This is a genomic window from Vreelandella vilamensis (assembly GCF_031451755.1).
Taxonomy (GTDB): Bacteria; Pseudomonadota; Gammaproteobacteria; order Pseudomonadales; family Halomonadaceae; genus Vreelandella; species Vreelandella vilamensis.
Genome location: NZ_JARWAN010000006.1, coordinates 26,826 through 49,823 on the forward strand (window position 1 = coordinate 26,826; position 22,998 = coordinate 49,823).

The 22,998-nt window shown below is 52.7% G+C and carries 20 protein-coding genes and 1 tRNA gene; 6 read left to right on the forward strand and 15 right to left on the reverse strand.

Features of this window, described 5'->3' with window-relative positions; translation table 11 throughout:
- Window positions 1-3 precede the first annotated feature (3 nt).
- The 4 genes from QC823_RS05285 to QC823_RS05300 all read right to left on the reverse strand — a co-directional run bounded on the left by QC823_RS05285 (window position 4) and on the right by QC823_RS05300 (window position 3,693).
- The gene (locus QC823_RS05285; protein ID WP_309655312.1) at window positions 4-753 is read right to left on the reverse strand and encodes an RNA methyltransferase; all 750 of its coding nucleotides are present in this window, start codon (window positions 751-753) and stop codon (window positions 4-6) included.
- Window positions 754-927: 174 nt separating this feature from the next.
- On the reverse strand, window positions 928-2,571 hold the full coding sequence (groL, locus tag QC823_RS05290; RefSeq protein ID WP_309655313.1) for a chaperonin GroEL: 1,644 nt from the start codon (window positions 2,569-2,571) through the stop codon (window positions 928-930).
- A gap of 85 nt (window positions 2,572-2,656) precedes the next feature.
- Window positions 2,657-2,950 carry a co-chaperone GroES gene (locus tag QC823_RS05295; RefSeq protein WP_179930640.1) on the reverse strand — a complete coding sequence of 98 codons (294 nt, stop codon included), beginning with the start codon at window positions 2,948-2,950 and terminating at the stop codon, window positions 2,657-2,659.
- Between the two features lie 245 nt (window positions 2,951-3,195).
- Window positions 3,196-3,693 (reverse strand): FxsA family protein, encoded by a 498-nt coding sequence (locus QC823_RS05300; protein WP_309655314.1) that lies wholly within the window; start codon window positions 3,691-3,693, stop codon window positions 3,196-3,198.
- A 313-nt stretch (window positions 3,694-4,006) separates the two neighbouring features.
- On the opposite strand from QC823_RS05300, the gene QC823_RS05305 reads away from it, so the two are divergent.
- Window positions 4,007-4,768, forward strand: a complete 762-nt coding sequence (locus tag QC823_RS05305; RefSeq protein WP_309655315.1) for an SDR family oxidoreductase — start codon at window positions 4,007-4,009, stop codon at window positions 4,766-4,768.
- Window positions 4,769-4,922: 154 nt separating this feature from the next.
- Here the strand turns inward: QC823_RS05305 and QC823_RS05310 are convergent, their stop codons facing one another.
- Window positions 4,923-5,843, reverse strand: a complete 921-nt coding sequence (locus tag QC823_RS05310; protein ID WP_309655423.1) for a hypothetical protein — start codon at window positions 5,841-5,843, stop codon at window positions 4,923-4,925.
- Between the two features lie 343 nt (window positions 5,844-6,186).
- Window positions 6,187-6,271, reverse strand: a tRNA-Leu gene (locus QC823_RS05315).
- A gap of 74 nt (window positions 6,272-6,345) precedes the next feature.
- Between QC823_RS05315 and QC823_RS05320 the strand changes: the two genes are divergently transcribed.
- Both QC823_RS05320 and QC823_RS05325 read left to right on the forward strand, forming a co-directional pair.
- Window positions 6,346-7,059: a double zinc ribbon domain-containing protein gene (locus QC823_RS05320; RefSeq protein ID WP_309655316.1), complete on the forward strand. Its 714-nt coding sequence runs from the start codon at window positions 6,346-6,348 to the stop codon at window positions 7,057-7,059.
- A gap of 79 nt (window positions 7,060-7,138) precedes the next feature.
- Window positions 7,139-8,113, forward strand: a complete 975-nt coding sequence (locus QC823_RS05325; RefSeq protein ID WP_309655317.1) for a serine/threonine protein kinase — start codon at window positions 7,139-7,141, stop codon at window positions 8,111-8,113.
- A gap of 24 nt (window positions 8,114-8,137) precedes the next feature.
- On the opposite strand, the gene QC823_RS05330 is transcribed toward QC823_RS05325, so the two are convergent.
- A complete protein-coding gene (locus QC823_RS05330) occupies window positions 8,138-8,710 on the reverse strand; it encodes a hypothetical protein (protein WP_309655318.1) in 573 nt (190 codons plus the stop codon).
- A gap of 390 nt (window positions 8,711-9,100) precedes the next feature.
- On the opposite strand from QC823_RS05330, the gene folE reads away from it, so the two are divergent.
- Together folE and QC823_RS05340 are read left to right on the forward strand one after the other, a co-directional pair.
- Window positions 9,101-9,652, forward strand: coding sequence for a GTP cyclohydrolase I FolE (gene folE, locus QC823_RS05335; RefSeq protein WP_309655319.1), 552 nt, complete (start codon window positions 9,101-9,103; stop codon window positions 9,650-9,652).
- A 124-nt stretch (window positions 9,653-9,776) separates the two neighbouring features.
- Window positions 9,777-11,234 (forward strand): NAD-dependent succinate-semialdehyde dehydrogenase, encoded by a 1,458-nt coding sequence (locus QC823_RS05340; protein WP_309655320.1) that lies wholly within the window; start codon window positions 9,777-9,779, stop codon window positions 11,232-11,234.
- A 205-nt stretch (window positions 11,235-11,439) separates the two neighbouring features.
- Here QC823_RS05340 and purH read toward each other — a convergent pair whose 3' ends face one another.
- The 8 genes from purH to ppa all read right to left on the reverse strand — a co-directional run bounded on the left by purH (window position 11,440) and on the right by ppa (window position 20,411).
- Window positions 11,440-13,020 carry a bifunctional phosphoribosylaminoimidazolecarboxamide formyltransferase/IMP cyclohydrolase gene (purH, locus tag QC823_RS05345; protein WP_309655321.1) on the reverse strand — a complete coding sequence of 527 codons (1,581 nt, stop codon included), beginning with the start codon at window positions 13,018-13,020 and terminating at the stop codon, window positions 11,440-11,442.
- Window positions 13,021-13,070: 50 nt separating this feature from the next.
- On the reverse strand, window positions 13,071-13,445 hold the full coding sequence (gene fis / locus QC823_RS05350) for a DNA-binding transcriptional regulator Fis (protein WP_309655322.1): 375 nt from the start codon (window positions 13,443-13,445) through the stop codon (window positions 13,071-13,073).
- The gene (dusB, locus tag QC823_RS05355) at window positions 13,442-14,494 is read right to left on the reverse strand and encodes a tRNA dihydrouridine synthase DusB (RefSeq protein ID WP_309655323.1); all 1,053 of its coding nucleotides are present in this window, start codon (window positions 14,492-14,494) and stop codon (window positions 13,442-13,444) included. Before dusB ends, fis begins: the two co-directional genes overlap by 4 nt.
- 97 nt (window positions 14,495-14,591) lie before the next feature.
- Complete coding sequence (prmA, locus tag QC823_RS05360; protein ID WP_309655324.1) at window positions 14,592-15,503, reverse strand: 50S ribosomal protein L11 methyltransferase; 912 nt, start codon at window positions 15,501-15,503, stop codon at window positions 14,592-14,594.
- 119 nt (window positions 15,504-15,622) lie between these two features.
- Window positions 15,623-16,960: an acetyl-CoA carboxylase biotin carboxylase subunit gene (gene accC / locus QC823_RS05365; protein ID WP_309655325.1), complete on the reverse strand. Its 1,338-nt coding sequence runs from the start codon at window positions 16,958-16,960 to the stop codon at window positions 15,623-15,625.
- 30 nt (window positions 16,961-16,990) lie between these two features.
- Window positions 16,991-17,446: an acetyl-CoA carboxylase biotin carboxyl carrier protein gene (gene accB / locus QC823_RS05370; RefSeq protein ID WP_309655326.1), complete on the reverse strand. Its 456-nt coding sequence runs from the start codon at window positions 17,444-17,446 to the stop codon at window positions 16,991-16,993.
- A 339-nt stretch (window positions 17,447-17,785) separates the two neighbouring features.
- Window positions 17,786-19,660: a protein-disulfide reductase DsbD gene (gene dsbD, locus QC823_RS05375; RefSeq protein WP_309655327.1), complete on the reverse strand. Its 1,875-nt coding sequence runs from the start codon at window positions 19,658-19,660 to the stop codon at window positions 17,786-17,788.
- 220 nt (window positions 19,661-19,880) lie between these two features.
- Complete coding sequence (gene ppa, locus QC823_RS05380; RefSeq protein ID WP_309655328.1) at window positions 19,881-20,411, reverse strand: inorganic diphosphatase; 531 nt, start codon at window positions 20,409-20,411, stop codon at window positions 19,881-19,883.
- 798 nt (window positions 20,412-21,209) lie between these two features.
- Between ppa and QC823_RS05385 the strand changes: the two genes are divergently transcribed.
- Complete coding sequence (locus QC823_RS05385) at window positions 21,210-22,931, forward strand: bifunctional protein-serine/threonine kinase/phosphatase (protein WP_309655329.1); 1,722 nt, start codon at window positions 21,210-21,212, stop codon at window positions 22,929-22,931.
- The last annotated feature ends 67 nt before the right edge of the window (window positions 22,932-22,998 follow it).

Sequence of the window (22,998 nt, forward strand, 5' to 3'; positions counted from 1 at the left end):
GGCTCACTCTTTCGGGGTGGGCTCATCCGGCAAATGTGCTTCTACCGCGCTCAATAACCCTCTCAGCAGCGAAAGCTCACGCCGTGAAGGCTCTGCGCGGGCGAATAAGGCCTGTAACTGCTCCTCTGTGCGCGCGTGGGGTTGAGTGATAAAACCGCTTTTGTGCATCACCTGATGTAAGTGATCTTGAAAATAGCCAAACTGTTCACGACTGGGCGGCGTTGCCTGCGTCGGCGTTTGGTAAGTAAAGCCGCTGTCGGGGCGTTTGCGAAAGCAGCGGTGAACCTCGTAGGCGAGAATTTGCACCGCCTGAGAAAGGTTGAGGATGCCGTAATCCGGGTTCGCCGGGATGCTGACCTGATGGGTGCAAACACGGATTTCATCGTTGGTTAACCCCGAACGTTCCCTTCCAAATACTAGCGCGACGGGCGCTGCCGCGGCGTTTTCTATCACGCTTTGGGCCATCTCATCCGGCTCGTCAAAATGCGGTAGCGGCATGCTGCGAAGCCGCGCGCTGGCGCCCACCACCTGCACACAATCTTGAACAGCTTCATCCAGCGAGCTGACAACGTGTGCGTTTTCCAACACGTCCGTGGCGCCGGCGGCGAGTCGTGTCGCTTCGTCATCGGGGAAAACGCGTGGGTTGACTAGCGTGAGGTGCTCAAGACCCATTGTCTTCATGGCGCGGGCAGTGGCGCCAATATTACCGGGGTGAAACGTCTGAACCAGGATAATGCGGATATTGGAAAGCACGGAATTCAAACCCTAAACAGGCGGTGGTTAGTATGTGATTGAGTAATTAAGTAAACAGTTAAGTAAGAGAGTCACTAAGTCGCAATATTAACATGCCCATAACGCAAGAACCCCGCCGAAGCGGGGTTCTTGCTGACGTTTTGGCGTCAAATGAGCGGTTGGCTCAAGGGTGCATTACATCATGCCACCCATACCGCCCATTCCACCCATGCCGCCCATATCCGGTGCGGCGTCTTTCTCGTCCGGATCATCGGCGATCATGCACTCGGTGGTGATCATCAGGCCAGCAACGGAGCCCGCAGACTGCAGAGCAGTACGCGTGACTTTTGCTGGGTCGAGTACACCCATTTCAAACAGATCACCGAATTCGCCGGTCTGTGCGTTGTAGCCAAAGTTACCTTCGCCATCTTTCACGCGATTAATGACAACCGCGGCTTCAACACCGGCGTTGGTAACGATGTGGCGCATCGGTGCTTCCATGGCGCGGAGTGCCATGTTGATGCCGTGGTTCTGGTCTTCGTTCTCACCGGTCAAGCCTTTTACTTTGGTAAGTACGCGGATCAGTGCGGTACCACCACCAGGGACAACGCCTTCTTCCACGGCGGCGCGAGTTGAGTGCAACGCGTCTTCAACACGAGCCTTCTTCTCTTTCATTTCTACTTCGGTAGCCGCACCCACGCGGATAACGGCAACACCGCCAGCAAGCTTAGCGACACGCTCTTGGAGCTTCTCTTTATCGTAATCAGAGGAAGTCTCTTCGATTTGCGCGCGAATCTGGCCAACGCGAGCTTCGATATCGCCTTCAACACCGGCGCCATCGATGATGGTGGTGTTCTCTTTGGACATGGTGACGCGCTTGGCAGTACCCAGATGATCCAGGGTCGCTTGCTCAAGTGTGAGGCCTACTTCTTCAGAGATCACAGTGCCGTTGGTCAGGATCGCGATGTCTTGCAACATAGCTTTGCGGCGATCGCCAAAGCCCGGCGCCTTAGCGGCAGCGACTTTTACAATACCGCGCATGTTGTTGACGACCAGTGTTGCCAGCGCTTCGCCTTCAATATCTTCGGCGATAATCACCAGCGGTTTGCCAGCTTTTGCCACGGCTTCAAGAGTCGGCAGCAATTCGCGAATGTTGGAGATCTTCTTGTCCACCATCAGGATGAACGGATCTTCCAACTCAACCGCCATGGTGTCTTGGTTGGTGACGAAGTAGGGCGAGAGGTAGCCGCGGTCAAACTGCATACCTTCGACGACTTCCAGCTCATCTTCGAAGCCACGACCTTCGTCGACGGTGATAACGCCTTCTTTGCCGACTTTCTGCATCGCTTCGGCAATGATTTCACCAATGCGTGCATCGCCGTTGGCGGAAATGGTGCCAACCTGGGCAATCGCTTTGGAATCTGTGCACGGCACGGATAGCGCTTTAATCTCTTTCACAGACGCATTGACGGCTTGGTCAATACCGCGCTTAAGATCCATCGGGTTCATGCCCGCGGTCACACCCTTAAGGCCTTCCGTCACAATCGCTTGGGCCAGTACGGTAGCGGTAGTGGTGCCGTCACCGGCGGCGTCAGAGGTTTGCGAGGCGACCTCTTTGACCATCTGTGCGCCCATGTTTTCGAACTTGTCTTTCAGCTCGATTTCTTTGGCGACAGAGACACCATCTTTAGTGACGGTGGGGGCGCCGAAAGACTTTTCTATCACAACGTTGCGGCCTTTCGGACCGAGAGTCGCTTTTACCGCGTTGGCAAGAACGTCTACACCGCGTGCCATGCGCACACGTGCATCATTAGAGAACTTAACTTGCTTAGCTGTCATGTTCGTAATTTCCTAACAGTTAAATATGGATGAACTATGAAATGGGTTGGCAAATAGTCAGAAGGGGATAATCGCCTTCCGCTACTTAGCCTTCAACGACAGCCAGGATATCGGCTTCGCTCATGATCAAGACTTCTTCGCCATCGATCTTTTGTTTCTCGACGCCAAAGCCATCTTTGAAAATTACGCTATCGCCTACTTTGACATCCAGCGCGCGGACATCGCCGTTTTCCAAAATCCGGCCATTACCCACGGCGAGTACTTCGCCACGTGTGGGTTTTTCCTGGGCGCTGCCCGGGAGCACGATGCCACCAGCAGTGGTTTGCTCTTCTTCTACGCGACGGATCACGACGCGATCGTGCAAAGGACGGATATTCATGCTCACGTTCTCCTGAGTATCGTTTTGAGCCCTAAAGGGCGGTTTCCAAATGACGCTTCTCATGGCTTGGTTAAAAGACCTTGCCAACGAGAAGTGAAGGTCGTGTGACCTTCATTGTTAATGGCGATAAGCATGTGCTTTCGCCGAACTTGTGTACTGCCTCAAAAGTGGGGGCTAGCGTTAGCCTTTCAAGGGGGAGAGAGGAAAAAAATGGCTTTTTTTTCCACCGCCGCGCTATTGGCAATTTAGCGACGGTGGTGCGGTTCATCGCGGCTAATGAAATCACCTTCGAGCGGAGCGTCTTGGCGGGAATTGGATGAGGTATCCGAGTTCGTATGAGTATGAGATTTACGGCTTTGTTGATTGCCCGCTTGCTGTTGCGTGTTCACACTAGCTTTGAGCCCAAGCCAGGTGAGTAGCTTGAGCATTACGCGACGCGCATTGGGTAGTAAGCACGCTAACCCAAGGGCATCAGATAAAAAGCCCGGTGCCATTAACAAGGCGCCGCCAAAAATGAGTGCAGCGCCGGTTAATAGCTCAGTCGAAGGAATCTCCCCAGCGTTCATTTTTTCGCGCGCGCGGGCTAGTGTGGAGGCACCTTCGCGGCGGATAAGATGAAGCCCGCCTATGCCCGTGATTAAAATCAATAACAAAGTGGCAAGAAGCCCGATTTGACCACCTATGGAAAAAAGGACCACAAAATCGAGCAGTGTAAAAAGGGAGATAAAAAGCAATACGGGCATAATTCGCTCCAACAATGTGCAGTTGAGAATATGGAGACGCTGAGGCATTAAAGCAAGAGTTAACCGGAGCGAGGCTTGACGTCATCTGTTGCGGTTTTGGCAGTGAGCTCTTATTACTGCGGTTTAATTTTCTTGCTGCCTTTACTATGCTGCACCGCATCATTGGTGCTATGTTTAGTACGTGACTGAATGCTTTACTCAGGACTGTTATTGCGACAGCAGCTCAGGGCTTTTATGGGCATAACAGTGAGTACCGATTTTAATGCACCGACCATGCTCGGTGCGGTTGTAAATTGATTAAAGGTGAAGACAGATGGAATTAAATAACCATATTATCGCGATTACAGGCGGCGCTCGCGGCCTGGGGTTCGCGACCGCAAGACGTCTTGGCCAGCAAGGCGCGAAAGTGGCTTTGTTGGATATGAATGCAGAGGCGTTAGATAGTGCCGTTTCGAAACTGGCAAGTGAAGATATTGATGCCCAAGCATTTGTGGTTAATGTAGCGGAAGAAGCTTCCGTTACCCAGGCATTTGCGGATATTGCTCAGCAGATGGGTACGCTCAGCGGCTTGGTGAATAATGCAGGGATTACGAAAGATGCGTTGCTGGTAAAGGCAAAAGATGGCGAAGTGCAAAAGCGCATGTCGCTTGATGATTGGCAAAGTGTCATCAATGTGAACCTTACCGGCGTTTTTTTATGCGGACGTGAAGCCGCGACTCATATGATCGAAGCAGGCAAAGAAGGCGTTATCGTTAACATTTCCAGCATTTCTCGCGCGGGTAATATGGGGCAAAGTAACTACTCTGCCGCCAAAGCGGGGATTCATGCGCTCACGGTAACCTGGGCCAACGAGCTCGCACGCTATGGGATTCGGACCGGTACGGTGGCACCTGGCTTTATTAATACCGAAATGACCGCTGCGATGCGGCCAGATATGCTAGAGCGTATTGCCTCAGGGGTGCCGCTTAAGCGACTCGGTGAAGCCGATAATATTGCCCAAAGCGTAGAGTTTATTCTGACTAACAACTACTTCTCAGGCCGTATTATTGAGTGCGATGGTGGTTTGCGTTTGTAAGTTAACTATCGTCATTGACAAAGCCGTTAATAAAAAATGCGCGCCTCTTGGGTGATGGCAAGCAAAAGCCTTTCATGAAAGAGGGGGAGGGGCATCGCATTGGCGTAACCTTTCGCCATTTGAGTAAGTGTGAAGGTAGTATGCTCACTCAGCACTAAAAATAGTTGCGCTGAATGCGGCGCTGAAAATACATCTCAAGGCGTAATGTCATGGCCCAACGTGGGTCGTAACTTGCTTCACGCGGGAAGTGCAATTCAGGAATGATATCAGCAAACAGTACCCCTTTATGCACATCGCGGCGATAACGGGTTTGCAAATAATAATTGGTCATATGTGGATTAGACGCGCTTTCGCCAATGGCGATGGCCGAGTAGCGTAGGGCGCTTCGCTCGTTGAGCCGGTGGTTGAGCTCTGCTACTTCGCTAAACTCTAGCGTGTCTTCTTTTTCGCGCCATTGTACCGTGGTTATAAAACGAAGGTGTTGAGCGTTATTTAACAGCTTACCTATATCCCATCGTGTTCGCGCGGAATAGCCTTCATTGTTAAACCATGAAAGCCGGTTGTTGGATTCAAGTTGCCAAGGACTCTCGCCTAAATCCCACAGCCGCTCACTGGTAAAGCGCACATAAGGATCTAGCGGCAAACGTAAACGTACCCCGGCGCTAACATCGTTGCTCCAGTGTTCGCGTTTATCGCGTTTTTCTAACCAGTTTAACCCCAAGACTGAGGAACGCCTGTCGCGTTGATCGTTAGCGAGTCGCCCAGAGCCTTGCTCTTCTAATGTGCCTTGAGACTCTTCGGGGTCACTTTCGATAATGAGGCGCAAACGCTCTTCAGAAGTCGGTAAATCAATTCGGTAGCGAAGAGTCGTCTCTGCGTTGACTCCGTCGCCTTCCATAAAATCGAACTCTTGGCCTAGGCGAAGATACGACTCGTTTTCGACGCTCATACTTTCATGGGTGCCAAAAAAATTGTCGATATTGCGTGAGGTGTTGTCGACCCAGCCGCCAACACGCTCGCGCGTAGGCTCAATGCTGTCGCTAGCCCATTGGGGTAAGTCGCTATCATTCGCCATTGCTGTACTAATAAAAGCGTTGCTTAATAAGCTCAGCCATCCAAGCACTACAATTTTTTTCACAGGCGAGGCCCTTTCTAAAGAATTTTTTATCTGTCGATATTTCAGCATCGTTATGCACGGAATGGCGATCCGGCGAAAGAAAAACATTAACAGCTTTAGAAGAGCGAATCGAACAGACATAATTAGTGCACTAGTTGATGTTATGCTAATTAAAAAGTAAAAACATCAAAGTTCACAGTGTTATGACATTAGGTTATGAATTATTTAACTTGAGAGGGGGGGGGGAAGGGGATATTTACGGTGTCACAATTTTACAATGAGTAAAGCTTTTTAAGAAAGTTGGTGCGGATGGGGAGACTTGAACTCCCACGCCTTACGGCACTAGAACCTAAATCTAGCGTGTCTACCAATTCCACCACATCCGCATAACTGGCGCACATATTAGCAGCAAATTTTAAGAAGTCAATTATCGATGTGAATTAATGGCAAGGAGCAAAAAATGCAAACGCAACGGATTGGGCGTGATCTCAGTGGGTGGATAGAACGGCAGCTGCGTTTAGCACTACCAGGTTACTGCGCTTTTTGCTTAGGAGAAGTATCGTTTGGACAGGCGTGGTGTGGTACTTGCTTTGCCTCGCTTCCTTGGAATGGACAAGCGTGCCAGTGCTGTGGCGACCCGCTTTCTTTTGCGAAGGCAATGCCGTGTCGTGACTGTGTGGATTCGCCCCCGGCCTTTACGCGGGCACATGTACCATTTTTATATCAAGGGCAGGTTCGACAACTCATTCGTGAATTCAAATTTCACGCGTCGCCACGGGCGGGCGTGCTGCTGATGGCGCTGTTTAAAGAAACGCTAGCTCAATGCCCTGCGGAGGCGCTGATTCCTGTGCCGTTGCATCAAAAGCGCTCGCAGGAGCGTGGTTTTAACCAAGCGCAATGGCTGGTAAAGGAGCTGCGTAAAACCTGGGATATTCCCATAATAAAGGCGCTGCGCACGGTCGATACACCGAGCCAACGTCTCTTCGGACGTACGGCGCGGCAACGTAATTTAGAAGGGGTGTTTGCGATAACAGCCCGTCTGCCTAAGCACGTGGTAATAATGGATGATGTACTGACAACGGGGGCTACAGCTCATGCGTTGGCATTGGTGGCGAAAGAGGCAGGGGCGGAGAAGGTGGATGTCTATGCCCTTGCACGTACGCCGCGGCGCTAAAAATTGACGCAAAACCTCTATTGGCCGAGTGAGGTAGTTGAGCTGGTAGAATGTTGCTTCCAATAGAAAGGAGCCCTGTATGCCGCATCCTTATCACGCGCTATCCCCAAACGTTGTGATGTCGGCGATAGAATCCATTGGATTTTGGCCGACGAGTGAGCCGTTTGCGCTTAATAGTTATGAAAATCGCGTGCTGATGTTTCGTGATGATGAACGTCGCGGTTGGGTGGTGAAGTTTTATCGACCAGCGCGCTGGTCGCAGGCCACCGTTCAGGAAGAGCATGATTTTTTACACGAACTCAGCGACGCCCGAGTTCCGGTCATGGCTCCTTGGCGTGATCGCGAGGGACGTTCGCTTCATCACTATGCCGGGTATGATTTTGCTCTGTTTCCCCAGTGCATTGGTCAAGCCCCAGAGTTGGATAATCCCGCCCATCTTTTTGCGTTAGGCGGTTTGCTTGCGAAATTGCACCGCGTTGGAGAGAGGAAAGCGTTTACCGATCGGGCCACGCTTGATATGCCAGCAGGAATCGTTCAGGCGCGTGAGCATGTTTTGTCGAGTGATTGGTTGACTACGCATCAGCGTCGCGCCTATGAGCGTGTGACCACTCAGTTGCAAGAGCAAACCGCCTCGTACCAAGCCAAAAAGGTAGCAACGATTCGCTGTCACGGAGATTGTCATCTGGGCAATATTTTAGGCCGAGACGAGGACTTTACCCTGGTCGATTTCGACGACTGCTTGATGGCGCCTGCGATACAGGACATCTGGATGCTGCTGGCGATAGATGACCCCCAAACTTGGCGGTCGCAACTTAGTGAGATTTCAGAGGGATATGAGGAAGAAAGGGCGTTTCCCCATGATCAGCTGGACTTGATTGAGCCATTACGGAGCTATCGCTTGGTGCGCCACAGCGCCTGGCTGGTGGACCGTTGGAATGACCCAGCCTTTCCGCAAGCGTTTCCCTGGGTGGCTGGCAATGGCTACTGGGATCAGCACATTCGCCAGCTAGAGCAACAAAGGCTCCAGCTGGCGTCACCCAAGTGGCTGGCATGAGGGAGGCTCAAGAGAACCCAGGGGCTACTGATCCTCTGAGTCCGAACGTTCCGAGGGGGTGGGGTTTGCGTCACCATCGCCGTTGGCTTGACGGCGCTGTGCGTTAATTTCCGCGGAAGGGTTGTCTTGCGCTTCGATTTCAAGCGCCTCGCTTAGCGTGAGCGAGAAGCTATGCCCTGGTAATTTGATGCATTGGTTGTTATCGCAGGCGAGGCCATATTGACCGTCGCTGTCATAAGCGCTGGCGCTAATGGCACCTGAAAAAATAGCGCTGTCGGCATTATCTGTCTCGATGCAGGTGACATCGTTAACGGTAACACGCAAACGGTTTTCCGAAAGCTGAGCATCACCAATGAAGACGCAATAGTCCGGCAGAACGTGAGATGCATCGTTGTAATGACTTGGCCGGAGCAGGATGCCTTCTTTGCGCGTTTCTCCTTCGCTAAACGCGATAGAGTCAACGAACTCTACGCCTATAGTGGCGTTATCAGGCAATGACAAGGTTTCTTCGGCGGCATAAAGCGGCATGGCTAAAAGCGGTGCGGCCAGTGCAGCGAACCAGGTGGTTGTCAACCTTAAAGGCAATTTAAACGACATAACGGGCTCTCGCTGAATGAATAAGATATTGCTGGTAAGTTGAAGCACAAATGCCATCAGCAACGTATTAGCTGTTAGTTAGTATTATAACATAGCGCCAATCGCTCGTGATGCGTCAGCGTGGCACTCTGCCACAGGGGCTAGGAGTGCGATAGAATAGGTCTGGTCTGTTTTTTATTGTACAAGAAATGCTAAGCGTATACATTTTGTACTGAATTTAGCCGTCAGTAAGTAGCGACTTGCGGACAAGGTGGTTTTAGCGCTCCGGGCGTGACTGTCATCGTGGCTAAATCGTCACAATAAACATGCATAAATCCCCCTGATCGGCTGGCCAAGTAACACGGTAAACCGAAGTGCCAAGTCGAGTTGTATTTAATCACGAGGCTGAACATGACCGATGATATCGCCCACCATTACCGCCAAATCATTCAACAGTTAGGTGAAAACCCCGACCGTGAAGGGCTGCGTGATACGCCCAAGCGTGCCGCTAAAGCGATGCAGTTTCTCAATGCGGGTTACCAACAGTCGTTGGAAGATATTGTCAACGGTGCGGTGTTCAAATCGCAAACCGACGAAATGGTGTTAGTGAAAAATATAGAGCTTTATTCGATGTGTGAGCATCATTTACTGCCTTTTATCGGTAAATGTCATATAGCCTACCTCCCCAGCGGTAAAGTATTGGGGCTTTCGAAGTTTGCTCGCATCGTCGACATGTTTGCCCGCCGGATGCAGATTCAAGAAAATTTGACTCGCCAAATTGCAGAAGCGGTTCAACAAGTCACTCAAGCGCGCGGTGTGGCCGTGGTGGTGGAGGCCCAGCATCTGTGCATGATGATGCGCGGCGTGGAAAAACAAAATTCCAGTATGACGTCATCGGTGATGCTAGGTGATTTCCGTGAGAATCAAGCCACGCGCCAAGAATTTCTTACCCTTGTCAGCTAGGTAAGCGGTGACATTGGCTTTTTGGTGCGCAAAATTGTTGCTTCTAATTGGTCAAATGGGGCGTTTCGTCTTAGCATGATTGTCATCATTTACTTTGGGGCCATCATTTGGTCAGGAGTTTGACATGGAAGCGCTAAAAGAAACCCATCTTTATTGCCCATTTGCTTACATCGACGGTAGTTGGGTAGCCGCCGATAGCGGTGAGCAGATCAACGTCTATAACCCAGCCACGCAAGTGTTAGTTGGCGATATGCCGCGCTTGGGCAAGGCGGAGACACTTCGGGCAGTCGACGCCGCCGACTCGGCCTTGCCCGCCTGGCGCGCATTGACGGCACAAGAGCGTGCGGACCTGTTATTGAAGTGGCATGACTTAATGCTGGAGCATCAGCAAGACCTTGCCATGCTGATGACCTTTGAGCAGGGTAAGCCGCTGAAAGAGGCAGAAGGTGAGATCGCCTACGCGGCCAGTTTCTTGCGCTGGTTCGCTGAGGAAGCGCGGCGTGTTTATGGCGAAACGATTCCTGCGGCAAAAGCAAGTCAGCGTATCGTGGTGACCAAGCAGCCAGTGGGTGTTGTTGGCGCGATTACCCCGTGGAACTTCCCAGCCGCCATGATAACTCGCAAAGCCGGTGCTGCTCTGGCCGCGGGCTGTACAATTGTCGTGAAACCGGCGAGCCAAACTCCATTTTCGGCAACTGCGTTAGCGCTTTTAGCTGAGCGTGCAGGGATTCCGCGCGGTGTGTTTAACGTGGTACCCGGACAAGCGTCTGAGATTGCCGAGGCGCTAACGACATCTCCCAAAGTGCGTAAAATTACCTTCACCGGCTCTACCGAAGTCGGGCGCAAGTTAATGACTCAAGCGGCCGAGCACATCCAAAAAATCTCATTGGAGTTGGGCGGCAACGCACCGTTTATCGTGTTTGAAGACGCGGATTTGGATGCCGCGGTAGAGGGTGCGATGGCGGCTAAGTTTCGCAATGCGGGACAAACGTGTGTTTGCACCAACCGCTTTTTGGTTCAGTCAAGTGTCGTTAACGCCTTCTGTGAAAAGCTGGCAGTTGCCATGAACAGCGAATTACACGTGGGAGATGGCAGTAAGCCCAATGTCAATATAGGGCCGCTGATTGATCACAATGCCGTCAAAAAAGTGAGCGAACACGTTCAAGACGCGGTAGATCGCGGCGCACAACTACTGTTGGGTGGTCATCCGCACACGCTAGGTGGCAACTTCTTCTCGCCAACATTAATTAGTTCTGCGACCAGTGAAATGAAAGTCGCTAAAGAAGAAACATTTGGCCCACTGGCAGCCGTGTTTCCCTTTGATGATGAAGAAACCGCTATCACCATGGCGAATGATACTGAATTTGGCTTGGCCTCTTATTTCTATTCGCGAGATTTAGCGCGTGTGTGGCGTGTTTCTGAGGCATTAGAATATGGCATGGTGGGCGTTAACACCGGTTTGATCTCGAACGCGGCGGCCCCCTTTGGTGGTGTCAAAGCCTCAGGGCTTGGCCGTGAAGGCGGGCATCAAGGGTTAGAAGAATACCTCGAGACCAAATATGTGTGTATTGACCTAGGGTGATTTTCGTTCGCCCATTACAATCGTGCTTGATAAGTCATAGGGCGTGATAAAAAACGAGGCAAGAAAAAACAAGCACGAAAAAACAAGCACGAAAAAACAAGCACGAAAAAACAAGCACGAAAAAACAAGCACGAAAAAACAAGCACGAAAAAACCAGCGGCAAATACCGCTGGTTTTGTTGTCAAGGCGAAAGCGTCATCATGCGTCAGTGGCGAAAGTGACGCATACCGGTGAATACCATGGTAATGCCCGCTTCATTGGCCGCATCGATAACTTCTTGGTCGCGCATTGATCCGCCTGGTTGAATCACTGCGGTGATGCCAGCGGCAGCGGCAGCGTCAATACCGTCGCGGAAGGGGAAAAATGCGTCGGATGCCATCACCGAGCCCGGCACCGAGAGGCCTTCGTCGGCAGCTTTAATACCGGCTATTTTGGCTGAGTAAACGCGGCTCATTTGTCCTGCGCCAACGCCAATGGTTTGGCCCTCTTTGGCATAAACAATGGCGTTGGATTTCACAAACTTTGCCACCCGCCAGGCAAAGGCGAGATCCCGCAATTCTTGCTCGCTGGGTGCACGCTCACTCACAACGGTGAGTTCCTCGCGGCCGACCATACCCTGATCACGTTCTTGCACCAGTAAGCCACCGTTGACGCGCTTAAAGTCGAGTCCTGGCTGGGTTACACCTGGCCAATGGGCGCTAACGTCGAGCAGCCGCACGTTCTTCTTGGTGGCAACCATAGCAGCTGCTTCATCGCTAACGCCGGGGGCAATAATCACTTCCACAAACTGGCGCTCGATGATCGCTTGCGCAGTGCCCGTATCAAGCGGTGTGTTGAAGGCAATGATGCCGCCGAACGCACTGGTGGGGTCGGTTGCAAATGCCTTGTCATACGCTTCAAGTGCGGTTTGGCCTACAGCAACCCCGCAAGGATTGGCGTGTTTAACGATCACGCAGGCGATATCGTCAAAGGCTTTGACGCACTCAAAGGCAGCGTCAGTGTCGGCGACGTTATTGAACGAAAGCGGTTTCCCTTGAAGAATTCGTGCGGTGGCGACGCTTGCCTCTTGGGCGTGAGGGTCGATATAAAACGCTGCATTTTGGTGGGGGTTTTCACCGTAGCGCATGTCCTGCTTTTTCTGAAGTTGCAGGTTGAACGTACGTGGGAACTGCGCATCAGCGTTGCTGATCTGACGGCCAAGATAGTCGGCAATGGCGCCATCGTAGCCGGCGGTATGTTCGAAGGCTTTAACGGCTAGATCAAAGCGGGTAGCGTCACTGACGTGGCCACCATGCGCCGTTAATTCACCGAGTACGCGGGCATAGTCGCCCGTATTGACCACAATGGTGGTGTAGGCGTGGTTTTTAGCGCAGGCCCGGACCATGGTCGGGCCGCCGATATCAATATTTTCGATCGCATCTTCTAGCGTGCAGTCGGCTTTCGCCACCGTGGCGGCAAAGGGGTATAGGTTGACCACAACCATGTCAATCGGGGCGATCTCATTTTCCGCCATGACAGTATCATCCTGCCCGCGGCGCCCTAAAATACCGCCATGAATTTTGGGATGCAGCGTTTTGACGCGACCATCCATGATTTCAGGAAAACCGGTATGTTCAGAGACTTCTGTAACCGCAATACCATTTTCTTGCAGTAGACGGAAGGTACCCCCGGTTGAAAGAAGTTCAACGCCATGTTCGCTTAAACCACGAGCGAAGTCGACAATGCCTGTTTTATCAGACACGCTTAATAAAGCGCGACGAACGGGTGTTGCAGTGCTATCAGCCATGGGTGTGCTCACGTTGAGGATCGGTCAATAAAAAAACAGCAACACCCCGATCAAGGGGCATCACCTTCAAGAAGGCCTGAGTCTTTGTCAAGCAGGCCATAGCATTTCAGCTTTTTGCGCAGTGTGCCGCGGTTTAAACCGAGCAACGTCGCAGCGCGCGTCTGGTTGCCTTCGGCGTACGCCATCACCGACGCCAGAAGCGGTGCTTCGACCTCTGCCATCACCATGGCATAAAGGTCGGTGGTGTCGCCGCCGTCCAAATGCTCAAAATAGCGCTGCATGGAAGCTTCAACGGCCTCACGCAGCGGTTGCGGCGCTGATGAAGTAGGTGCATCGCTTGTGGACCGTGCATCGCTTGTGGACCTAGGTGCCGACAACGTTGAGTGACTTGCAGGGGACTGGGATAAAAGATTGCGTTCACTCATGCGGCATGGCTTCCTTTAGCGAAAAGACGCGCACTTGCATTGCAAGACATGGCGTCGTTGATCCATTCAATTTGCGATTCGGGTGACGTGAGAGCATTAAATTGGCGCTTTAGCGCGCGTTGTTCGGCGTCGTTAAAGCGTGTATCGGCACTGATATACCAGCCGATATGTTTGCGGGCGATTTTGGGTCCCATGACATGACCGTAAAAGTCGTGGAGTGCCAAAAGATGCTCGCTCAGAACGGTGCGTCGCTCGTTAAGCGTTGGCGCAGGCAGGTGTTGTCCATGCGCTAGGAAGTGGGTGATTTGTTGAAAAATCCACGGGTTACCTTGAGCCCCACGCCCCACCATCACTGCATCAGCTTGGGTGTAACGCAGTACATCGGCGGCTTGCGTCGCACTGGTGATATCACCGTTGGCAAAAACAGGGAAGTAAACGCGAGACTTAACCTCGGCGATGGTGTCGTATTCCGCGTAACCGGTGTAGCGCTGCTGACGGTGGCGGCCATGCACGGCTAGCGCTTGGATGCCGGCATCTTCGGCTATCTTAGCAATGCGTACGGCGTTATTGCTCTCGGCGCACCAACCGGTGCGGATCTTAAGTGTCACCGGAATATCGACCGCCGCAACAACGGCATTCACAATCGAAGCAACGAGGGTTTCATCACGCAAAAGCGCCGAGCCCGCGGCTTTGTTGCATACTTTTTTCGCTGGGCAGCCCATATTGATGTCGATAACCTCGGCGCCAAGTTCGGCGTTGAGACGGGCGGCGTGTGCGAGCATGCTCGCGTCTCCACCGGCAATTTGTACCACGCGGGGCGAGGGCTCACCGCAGTGGTCCATGCGTTGTTGAGATTTGCGCGTGTGCCAAAGATTGGGGTCTGAGGTGACCATTTCGCCTACGACCCAACCGGCGCCTAAACGGCGGCATAGTTGGCGAAAAGGTCGATCGGTTACCCCTGCCATAGGCGCTAAAATAGCGCGATTCATCAGCGTGTGGTTGCCAATCGTCGGCAGTTGTTGGCCTAAATTTAGGGTATTGCGTGTCATAGCATGGCAGGCCGTAGCAGCGAGTCATTGGTGAGAAGGGTATGCATGATACGCCGACTCACTGCTAGGGTGAAGGCCGGCTTTAGTGGGTATAACGTTATCTCGCTCGTGTGCCGGTCAATCTCATCCAGCCCTCGCGCTGTATGGGCGCTTGCATTAGAAGCCCTTGGGCTTGGTAAGCGTGTTGCACTTCCTCGGCCTGGTTAGCCAAGATTCCTGAAAGCGCTAAGCGTCCCCCAGGGGCAACGTACCCTGCAATGGTCTTGGCCATTTCAATCAGCGGTGCAGCGAGAATGTTAGCCGTTACTACGGGATAGGTGCCAGCAGGTAGCTGTTCAGGGTAGTAAAGTGCAAGTTGCTGCTCATCAATGGCGTTGCGCTCGGCGTTATCGCGGCTGGCTTGAAGGGCTTGAGGGTCGATATCGGTGGCATCAGCGCTTGCTGCGCCCAGTTTTAGGGCCGCGATAGCGAGAATCCCCGAGCCACAGCCGACATCGAGTACTTTTTTGTCAGCTAGCTCGCCGTTAACAGCCAAGCCATCTAGCCACTCCAGGCAAAGCGCCGTTGTTGGATGGGTGCCGGTACCAAAGGCAAGGCCAGGGTCGAGGGCGAGGTTTACTGCTCCCGGCTGCGGTGGCGTATGCCAGCTTGGTACAATCCAAAGGCGTTCACCCATCTGCAGCGGCGTGAAATCTTCCATCCACTCGCGTTCCCAATCACGGTCGGCAAGTAGTTCATACTCGATCTCGGGACACGGCTCGCCAGGTATCTGCTCTGCCCAGGCGGCATGGATACGCCCAAGCATGGCATCGATTCCTTCGAGGTCGTCGTAAAGGCCGGTTAATATCGTATCTTGCCATAGTGGCGTCGTGCCACGTTCCGGTTCAAACACCGGATCATCGTGGGCATCCTGCAAGCCAATCGCGGTGGCACCTTCGTCTAGCAAAAGCTCTTCCAATAGCTCTGCTTGCTCGGGGGCTACGTGGGCTTTGAGTTGTAGCCAAGGCATGATGTGGTCTCCAAAAGGCGCGGCAGTCAAAAAAAGCGGGGAATGAAGGTGGGCATCGGCAATAAATAAAAACGGGGCAGCATGGCCACCCCGTTTTATGGAGCACTCACGGCAATAGCTTAGCTGAGTTTCTTTTCGAGATAGTGGATATTGACCCCACCTTGGCGGAAGTAACTATCCCGTACCAGATCTTTTTGCAGATCGATATTGGTTTTAATGCCCTCTACGAGAAGCTCGTCCAGCGCGTTACGCATACGCGTGAGCGCAATATCACGATCCTCACCCCACGTGATCAGCTTACCAATGAGAGAGTCATAATACGGCGGCACGGTATAACCGGTATACAGATGCGAATCCATCCGTACGCCTAAGCCGCCCGGAGAATGGTAAAGCGAGACTTTGCCGGGAGATGGCATGAAAGTACGCGAATCTTCGGCATTAATACGGCACTCAAACGCGTGCCCGCGGACTTTAACATCATCTTGCGTGATGGAGAGCGGTAAGCCAGAGGCAATGCGTAGCTGCTCCTTGACGATATCCACCCCAGTCACCATTTCGGTGACTGGGTGCTCCACCTGCACGCGGGTGTTCATTTCAATAAAAAAGAAATCGCCATCTTCGTAAAGGAACTCGAAGGTGCCTGCGCCGCGGTAGTTAATTTTGAGGCAAGCGTCTCGACACGCGGTTAACACTTTTTCGCGGGCAGCCGGATCAATGCCTGGCGCGGGAGCTTCTTCGAGCACTTTTTGGTGGCGACGTTGTAATGAACAGTCGCGATCATACAAGTGAATCGCGTGGCCCTGACCGTCGGCCAGTACTTGAACTTCCACGTGGCGGGGCTTTTCGAGGAATTTCTCCATGTAGACCGTGCCATCGCCAAAAGACGAGTGAGCCTCGGTGCGTGTCACATTGATCGCCGAGAGCAAGTGGCCTTCAGTGTGAACCACGCGCATGCCACGCCCGCCACCGCCAGCGGCCGCTTTAATGATCACGGGGTAACCAATGCGCTGGGCAGTGGCGAGGTTAGCCTCATCATCGTCACCTAGCGGGCCATCGGAGCCAGGTACGGTAGGCACACCGGCTTTTTTCATCGCTTCGATCGCGCTGACTTTGTCGCCCATCAGGCGGATCGTTTCAGCCCGCGGGCCAATGAAGGTAAAGCCTGAGCGCTCTACCTGTTCAGCAAAATTAGCGTTTTCGGAAAGAAAACCGTAGCCGGGATGAATAGCACTTGAGTCGGTGACTTCAGCAGCGCTGATCAGCGCGGGAATATTAAGATAAGATTGCGCAGAAGACGCCGGACCTATGCAAACGGCTTCATCTGCAAGGCGCACGTGCATGAGTTCGCGGTCGGCTTTAGAGTGTACCGCCACGGTTTTGATGCCCAATTCTTTGCATGCGCGCAAAATGCGTAGGGCAATCTCGCCGCGGTTGGCGATAAGTACCTTGTCCAGCATGGTGAGTCCACCCGTGTCAGAAAGAGAAGATCAAGCAATCACGATCATGGGTTGGTCAAATTCGACCGGCTCGCCGTCTTCCACTAGGATCGCCTCAATGACGCCGTCGCAGTCGGCTTCGATCTGGTTCATCATCTTCATCGCTTCCACGATGCAGACAGTATCGCCTTGCTTCACCATATCGCCGACTTCGACAAACGATTTTGCGCCTGGTGCCGAGCTACGGTAGAAAGTGCCCACCATAGGTGAGTTAACGGCTTCGCCGCGATGACTTATGCCAGCGTCTTCGCTGACGGTCGGCGCGGCGGCTTGCGGGGCAGTTGCCGGTTGCGGAGTATATTGCGGCGGCATCGCTTGCGGTGGCTGGTTGCTACCGTCGGGGTGACGGCTAATGCGAACCGACTCTTCGCCTTCTTGGATTTCGATTTCGCTGATGTTTGACTCTTCCAGCAGCTCAATAAGTTTTTTGACTTTGCGAATATCCATGACGTGGCCTTATGTTTAAAGGTGGTAAAAAATCAATTAGCAAGCTGATAAACGGTATCAAATAGCAGGGGTATGAAGCGCGTTGGCGCGGTGCCTGCTAGCGCAGTAAACCTGATTTAAAACATAAGAGAACGCGACACGTTAGCGAACGTTACCCCTATGCTAGCCGTTTAAAGCGCTAAATTTTAACCAATTTGCAATAGAGTTTGCCGAAAAAGGGCGAGGTTGTCCAGCAATGGCATCTGATATGCCATAGAAGGGGTATTTAAACAGATGTTTGACGACGTTCGCGGCAGGGGAGCGTCGTTGATTATTAAGCTCGACCTTAAGCGACCGCCATCAGCCGGCAATCCAGCGGCTTAGTGTTTGCAAGTGTTGTTCTAACTCGGCCGCGTTGACTTCTCCTTGAATACGCGCATCAAGAATCTCTTCACGGTGATGAAAAAAGAGTAGGCTCGGCGGGCCAAACAAGTTGTAGCGCTCAAGTAAGCGGCGGCTTTGTTCATTTGTTTGGGTAACGTCGGCTTTGATTAGCGTGTACTCCTTCAGCGCCCGCGCGACCTCGGGGTTAGGGTAGACTTCCCGCTCCATTTGCTTGCAGGAGATACACCAATCGGCGGTGAAGTGAACGAAGGCGGGCTGCCCCTGGTCGGCGGCAGCGTTTAAAGCGGCATCTAACTCGCTAAGCCGGTCGATTTCTTGAAACGCCAGCGTTTGCTCGTTGCTGGTGCCCGTATTGGTTGATGTGAACTGTAGTGGACGTAACGGGTTGGTGCCCCCTTGAGCGGCACCGATGACCAAAGCGATGCCCCATGCGAGTAGCAAAATACCTAATGTTTGACGCGCGCGCGCCCATCCTTGTGGTTGATTTAACTGCAGCGCGCCGAGTGCCAGAGCGCTGCCAATCGCGAGTGCCGCCCATAGCAGTAGCGCCACCGTGGCGGGAACTAAGCGCTCAACCATCCAAATAGCGACGCCCAAGAGAAGTAGGCCAAAGACGATTTTGATGCCATTCATCCACGCGCCTGAGCGCGGCAGTAACGTCGCGCCAAAGGTGCCGACAAGCAGCAATGGGACGCCCATGCCAAGGCCTAAGGCAAAGAGTACGGCACCGCCGAGCATGGCATCGCCCGTGGAGGAGATAAACACAAGGGCACCTGCGAGTGGTGCGGTGACACAGGGCGATACCACTAATACGGAAAGCGCGCCGGCGACCGCTAAGCCTAGCGGCCCACTTTGTTGCGCTCGCGTTTGCCATGCCTCCACGCGACCTGCCAAGCGAGGTGACAGGCGCAGGTCAAAGGCACCAAACATGGCAAGCGCAAAAAGAATAAACAGTAGGGCGAATACCAGAAGTACCGGAGCCGATTGCAAATGTGCCTGCAAGTTTAAGCCGGCACCGAATAGCCCCATGAGAATGCCAACGAGTGCGTACGTTGCCGACATGCCCAAGACATAACTCGTTGAGAGAATAAAAGCGCGCGGCTTCGTCGGGTTTTGACCGACCACAATCGACGACAAAATAGGGATCATCGGTAGCACGCAGGGAGTAAAAGTGAGCCCGAGCCCGGCGATAAAAAAGAGCCCTAGGGCTAACGGTAAGCTCGCTTCGTTTAACAACGTGGTAAAACGGCGATCATCGCTTTGTGGGCCATCAAAACTGGCGTCAGATGCAGAAAATGTCGCGGAATCCCGTTGGGACTCGTCTTGCGTTACTGTCTCGGTTTTATCCCAGTCGACAAACGCGGGCGGTGCCTCGGATTCCGTTGCCTGCAAGGAGGTGCGCTCTGGTGGGTAACAAAGCCCCGCATCAGCACAGCCCTGAAAGGTCAGCTGAACTGGCAACGGCCCACGATGCGATGATTCGAAAGGTACCTCGAATACCACACGTTCGCGAAAAATGAACACATCGCCAAGAAATTCATCGGTAGTGAAGGTGCCTTCCGGCAAGTTGGGGGCTTGAAGCGTAATGTTTTCGTCTTGGCTTTCAACAGCAAACTGATGACGGTAGAGGTAGTAATCATCAGCGATTTCCATGCCGATAAAGAGCGTCTCGCCATCGTGCCAGGCGTCAGGCTGAAAGGCTTCCATTACAGGAAGGTAATCGCCTTGCGCATCAGACGAAGAAAACCACTGTGCGCTAGCAGACAGTGGAATAAGCCATAATGCCAATAATAGGCTTAGCGCGAGTAGCGGACGTCGAAGCGACAACACGAACTCTCCTTAAATCGTCAGCGTCGAGAAATGGTAAATACGCAATTTCGCCATGGGGCGATAGCCATAGCGTAGAATAGCGTAACTCAGTCAATACGTTGGCGTGCTTGAGTGCGCTAACATGACGCAGAATTTAATGATGCCTTAACGGCCCTACCAAAGATAAACGGGCCGCCCCTGTGAGGGCAGCCCGTCTGATAACATATAATGCCTTAGCGCGTTATGCTTTTTGGTATGCCGCAACGGATTTTTCAATTGCTTTACGCGCAGCTTCAGCACCTTCCCAAGATTCCACTTTTACCCATTTACCTTTTTCGAGATCTTTATAATTCTCAAAGAAATGGGCAATTTGTTGACGTAAAAGTTCCGGTAGGTCGGTCACTTCTTGAACATCGTCGTAAAGCGAAGAAAGCTTGGCATGGGGTACGCACACCAGTTTAGCGTCTTCACCAGCTTCATCGGTCATGTTGAGAACACCTACTGGACGAGCGCGGATGATGCTTCCCGGTTGAACTGGGTGTGGGGTAACGACGAGTGCGTCGAGTGCGTCACCATCGTCAGCCAACGTGTGTGGGATAAAACCGTAGTTAGCCGGGTAAAACATCGGAGTTGCCATGAAACGATCCACCAACAAAGAGCCCATATCCTTGTCGATTTCATATTTAATCGGTGCATGGTGAGCCGGGATCTCAATCACCACATAAATGTCGTTGGGCAGATCTTTGCCGGCGGGGATGTTGTCAAAATTCATCAGATTTTGCGCGGGAAACCCGGTGCTTTTAGCGCCGGGAGGGATAGCGCGTCGTGCGCAGCACGACGTGGGGTTCCCTGTCCGCGACTCCTTTTGGCTGAGTGTGTGTCAAGTGATGGGTATTGCCACCACCGTGCTAAATTAAGGTGCAGGCTTTCCACCTGCTGGGCCGTTAAGCTCTGCCCGTAAAGGCCTAGTGTCGCGGGGCTTTCGCCCAATCTCCCCTCGCCAATGTGTGCAACCGGCTCCCGCTTGCGCGGCGATCAAAACCTTCGGCGTTTTACCTTGCGCCAGCATGATCTTGACCTTTCAGAGCGCCAAACTGAGGAAGCATTTGGCGGTGAGTCTTGGCGACCTGTTGCACACGTAGCCCCTTTCGACTATCCCTGTCAGGCGGGCTTAGGCTGGTCAACCGGGCTTGTTTTCACAAGCCTCCGCCTTCAGGCGGAGGTAGTTGACCGTGATTTCCTTAAGCGTTCTTAAAAGACCGTAACTGATAAACGTGAAAGTGGCTAAGTAAAAAATAAGCCAACATTTATGGCGTTGGATTATACGAACATGATAAGTGAATTGCCAATGCGACCTACGTTTCTAAAACATAGGTCGGGTTTCTAAAACGTCGGGGTTCTAAATCATAGATCGGGTTTACAAAACATAGGTCGGTGGCGGATTCATAGGCACTTTTACGCCACTGTGTTTATGATGGTGCATGTGTATCATAGCGTCTACGCAATGCATTGCCGCATAGAAAGGCTCTAGGCTCTTAACCGCGGTTTCCACGCTTCCCTGGAGGTGAACTTGGCGCACGCCCAATTGCTTATTAGTTATGGCCAAGACTTCGTTGCGCCTGATCGGCGTCGACACCGTAGTTCGATGTCGGTACAAATCCCTGATACGCCACTACTGCAAGCGAAGGGCGGTTGTGCCGTTATCAGTGATTCGATATCTCGCAACACCATGGCAAAGCAGGCGGGTGATCTCAGCGTAAGGGGTTTTTTGGCTGATTACTTTTCCACTCCTGATCACTGGGATGTCAAAACCTCAGCGACCCGCGTGCTTTGTGCGCTTAATAGCTGGTGCTATAGCCAGAGCCAACACGTACATGAAGGCAGTTTTGTTTCGTCAATGTCAGCGTTAGTGTTTCGCCAACGGGAAGCGCACTTGTTTCATATGGGCGATACCTTGGTGTTTCGCTTACGGGGCGCTGAGTTTGAGCAAGTGTCACGGGACCACGTGACCGACATTGGTGGTTATCGCTATCCGTCCCGGGCGTTAGGGTTAGATGGCAGCGTCGATATTGACTATACCCAGATGCCGCTCAAGCAGGGGGATATTTTTCTCTTCACCACCCAAGCCGTGCGCGGCACGCTATTGCCGTCTGACTATGTGCATTTAATTCGTCAAGATGCCAGCGACTTAGATGCTGCTTGTGAGCGCTTGGCGAATGAGGCCAAAACTCGCGCCCAAGAGCGGGGCTACGGTGGCGATCAGTTCTGCTTTCAGCTGGTGCGTATTGACGAATTACCTGACGAAGAGAGCGATCATCCCGGCCAAGTGTATGGTGATTTGCCTATTCCGCCTGAGTTGAGTCAAGGCGAGCGCTTGGACGGCTTTGAAGTGCTTCAGGTGCTATCACGGACAGCGCAGTCGCGGGTATACCGGGTTCGCGATATCAATACGCAGCGCACTGTGGTGATGAAAGCCCCCAGTCCTGAGCTTTCTCTGCGCAATGCTTACCTAGAGCATTTTTTGATGCAGCAGTGGGTTGTCGAGCGCGTTAATTCACCCTTTGTTGTTCGTGTGGTCGAGCCGTCACGGCCACGGCGCTACCTTTATTACTTAATGGAAAATGTAGAAGGCGAGACGCTGCGCCAGTGGGCGGCACGCCATCCGCAAGCAACGTTGATCCAGCGCTTAGAAATTGCCAATCAACTAGGCAAAGCAGTGCAGGCGCTTCACCATCGTGAAGTGCTTCACCAACAAGTGAACCCGGATAATGTGCTGATAGATGTTCACGGCAAACTCGTGCTGACCGATTTTAGTGCCTGCCACGTGCGTGAAGTGGACGGACATCGCCATTCGGGTGAGTTGCTGCGCCAAGTGGGCTTAAACGAGCATGCCGCGCCGGAGTATGCCTTAGGTGATCGTGTTGGTCGGCGCAGCGATCAGTATTCACTTGCCTCCACCACCTATTGGTTGCTTACCGGGCAAACACCTTACGTGCTAACGCCCGACCGTTTGCGCAGCCATACTGATTTGGAAGGGTTGAGTTACCGCAGTGCGCGGGCCGCTAATCCGGAAGTTTCACCCGCGTTAGATGATGCCTTGCGTCGGGCGTTAGACCCACAACGTGAACTGCGTTTTCGGCGTATGTCAGAGTTTTTGCATGCCCTGCGTTTGCAGCTAGGGCGCCCGCGGGGACAAGATCGCCAAGAGGCTCGCAGCGATCCCCGCCGTTTCTGGCAAGGAGTGGCGGGAATCTTGCTGCTGCTATTGGTGCTATCTTGGTTGTTGCGTTAGTACGCAGGTAGCTTAATGCATGGCAGTTATACGTAAAGTATGCCGCTGCTTAGTGAGTACCGGTACC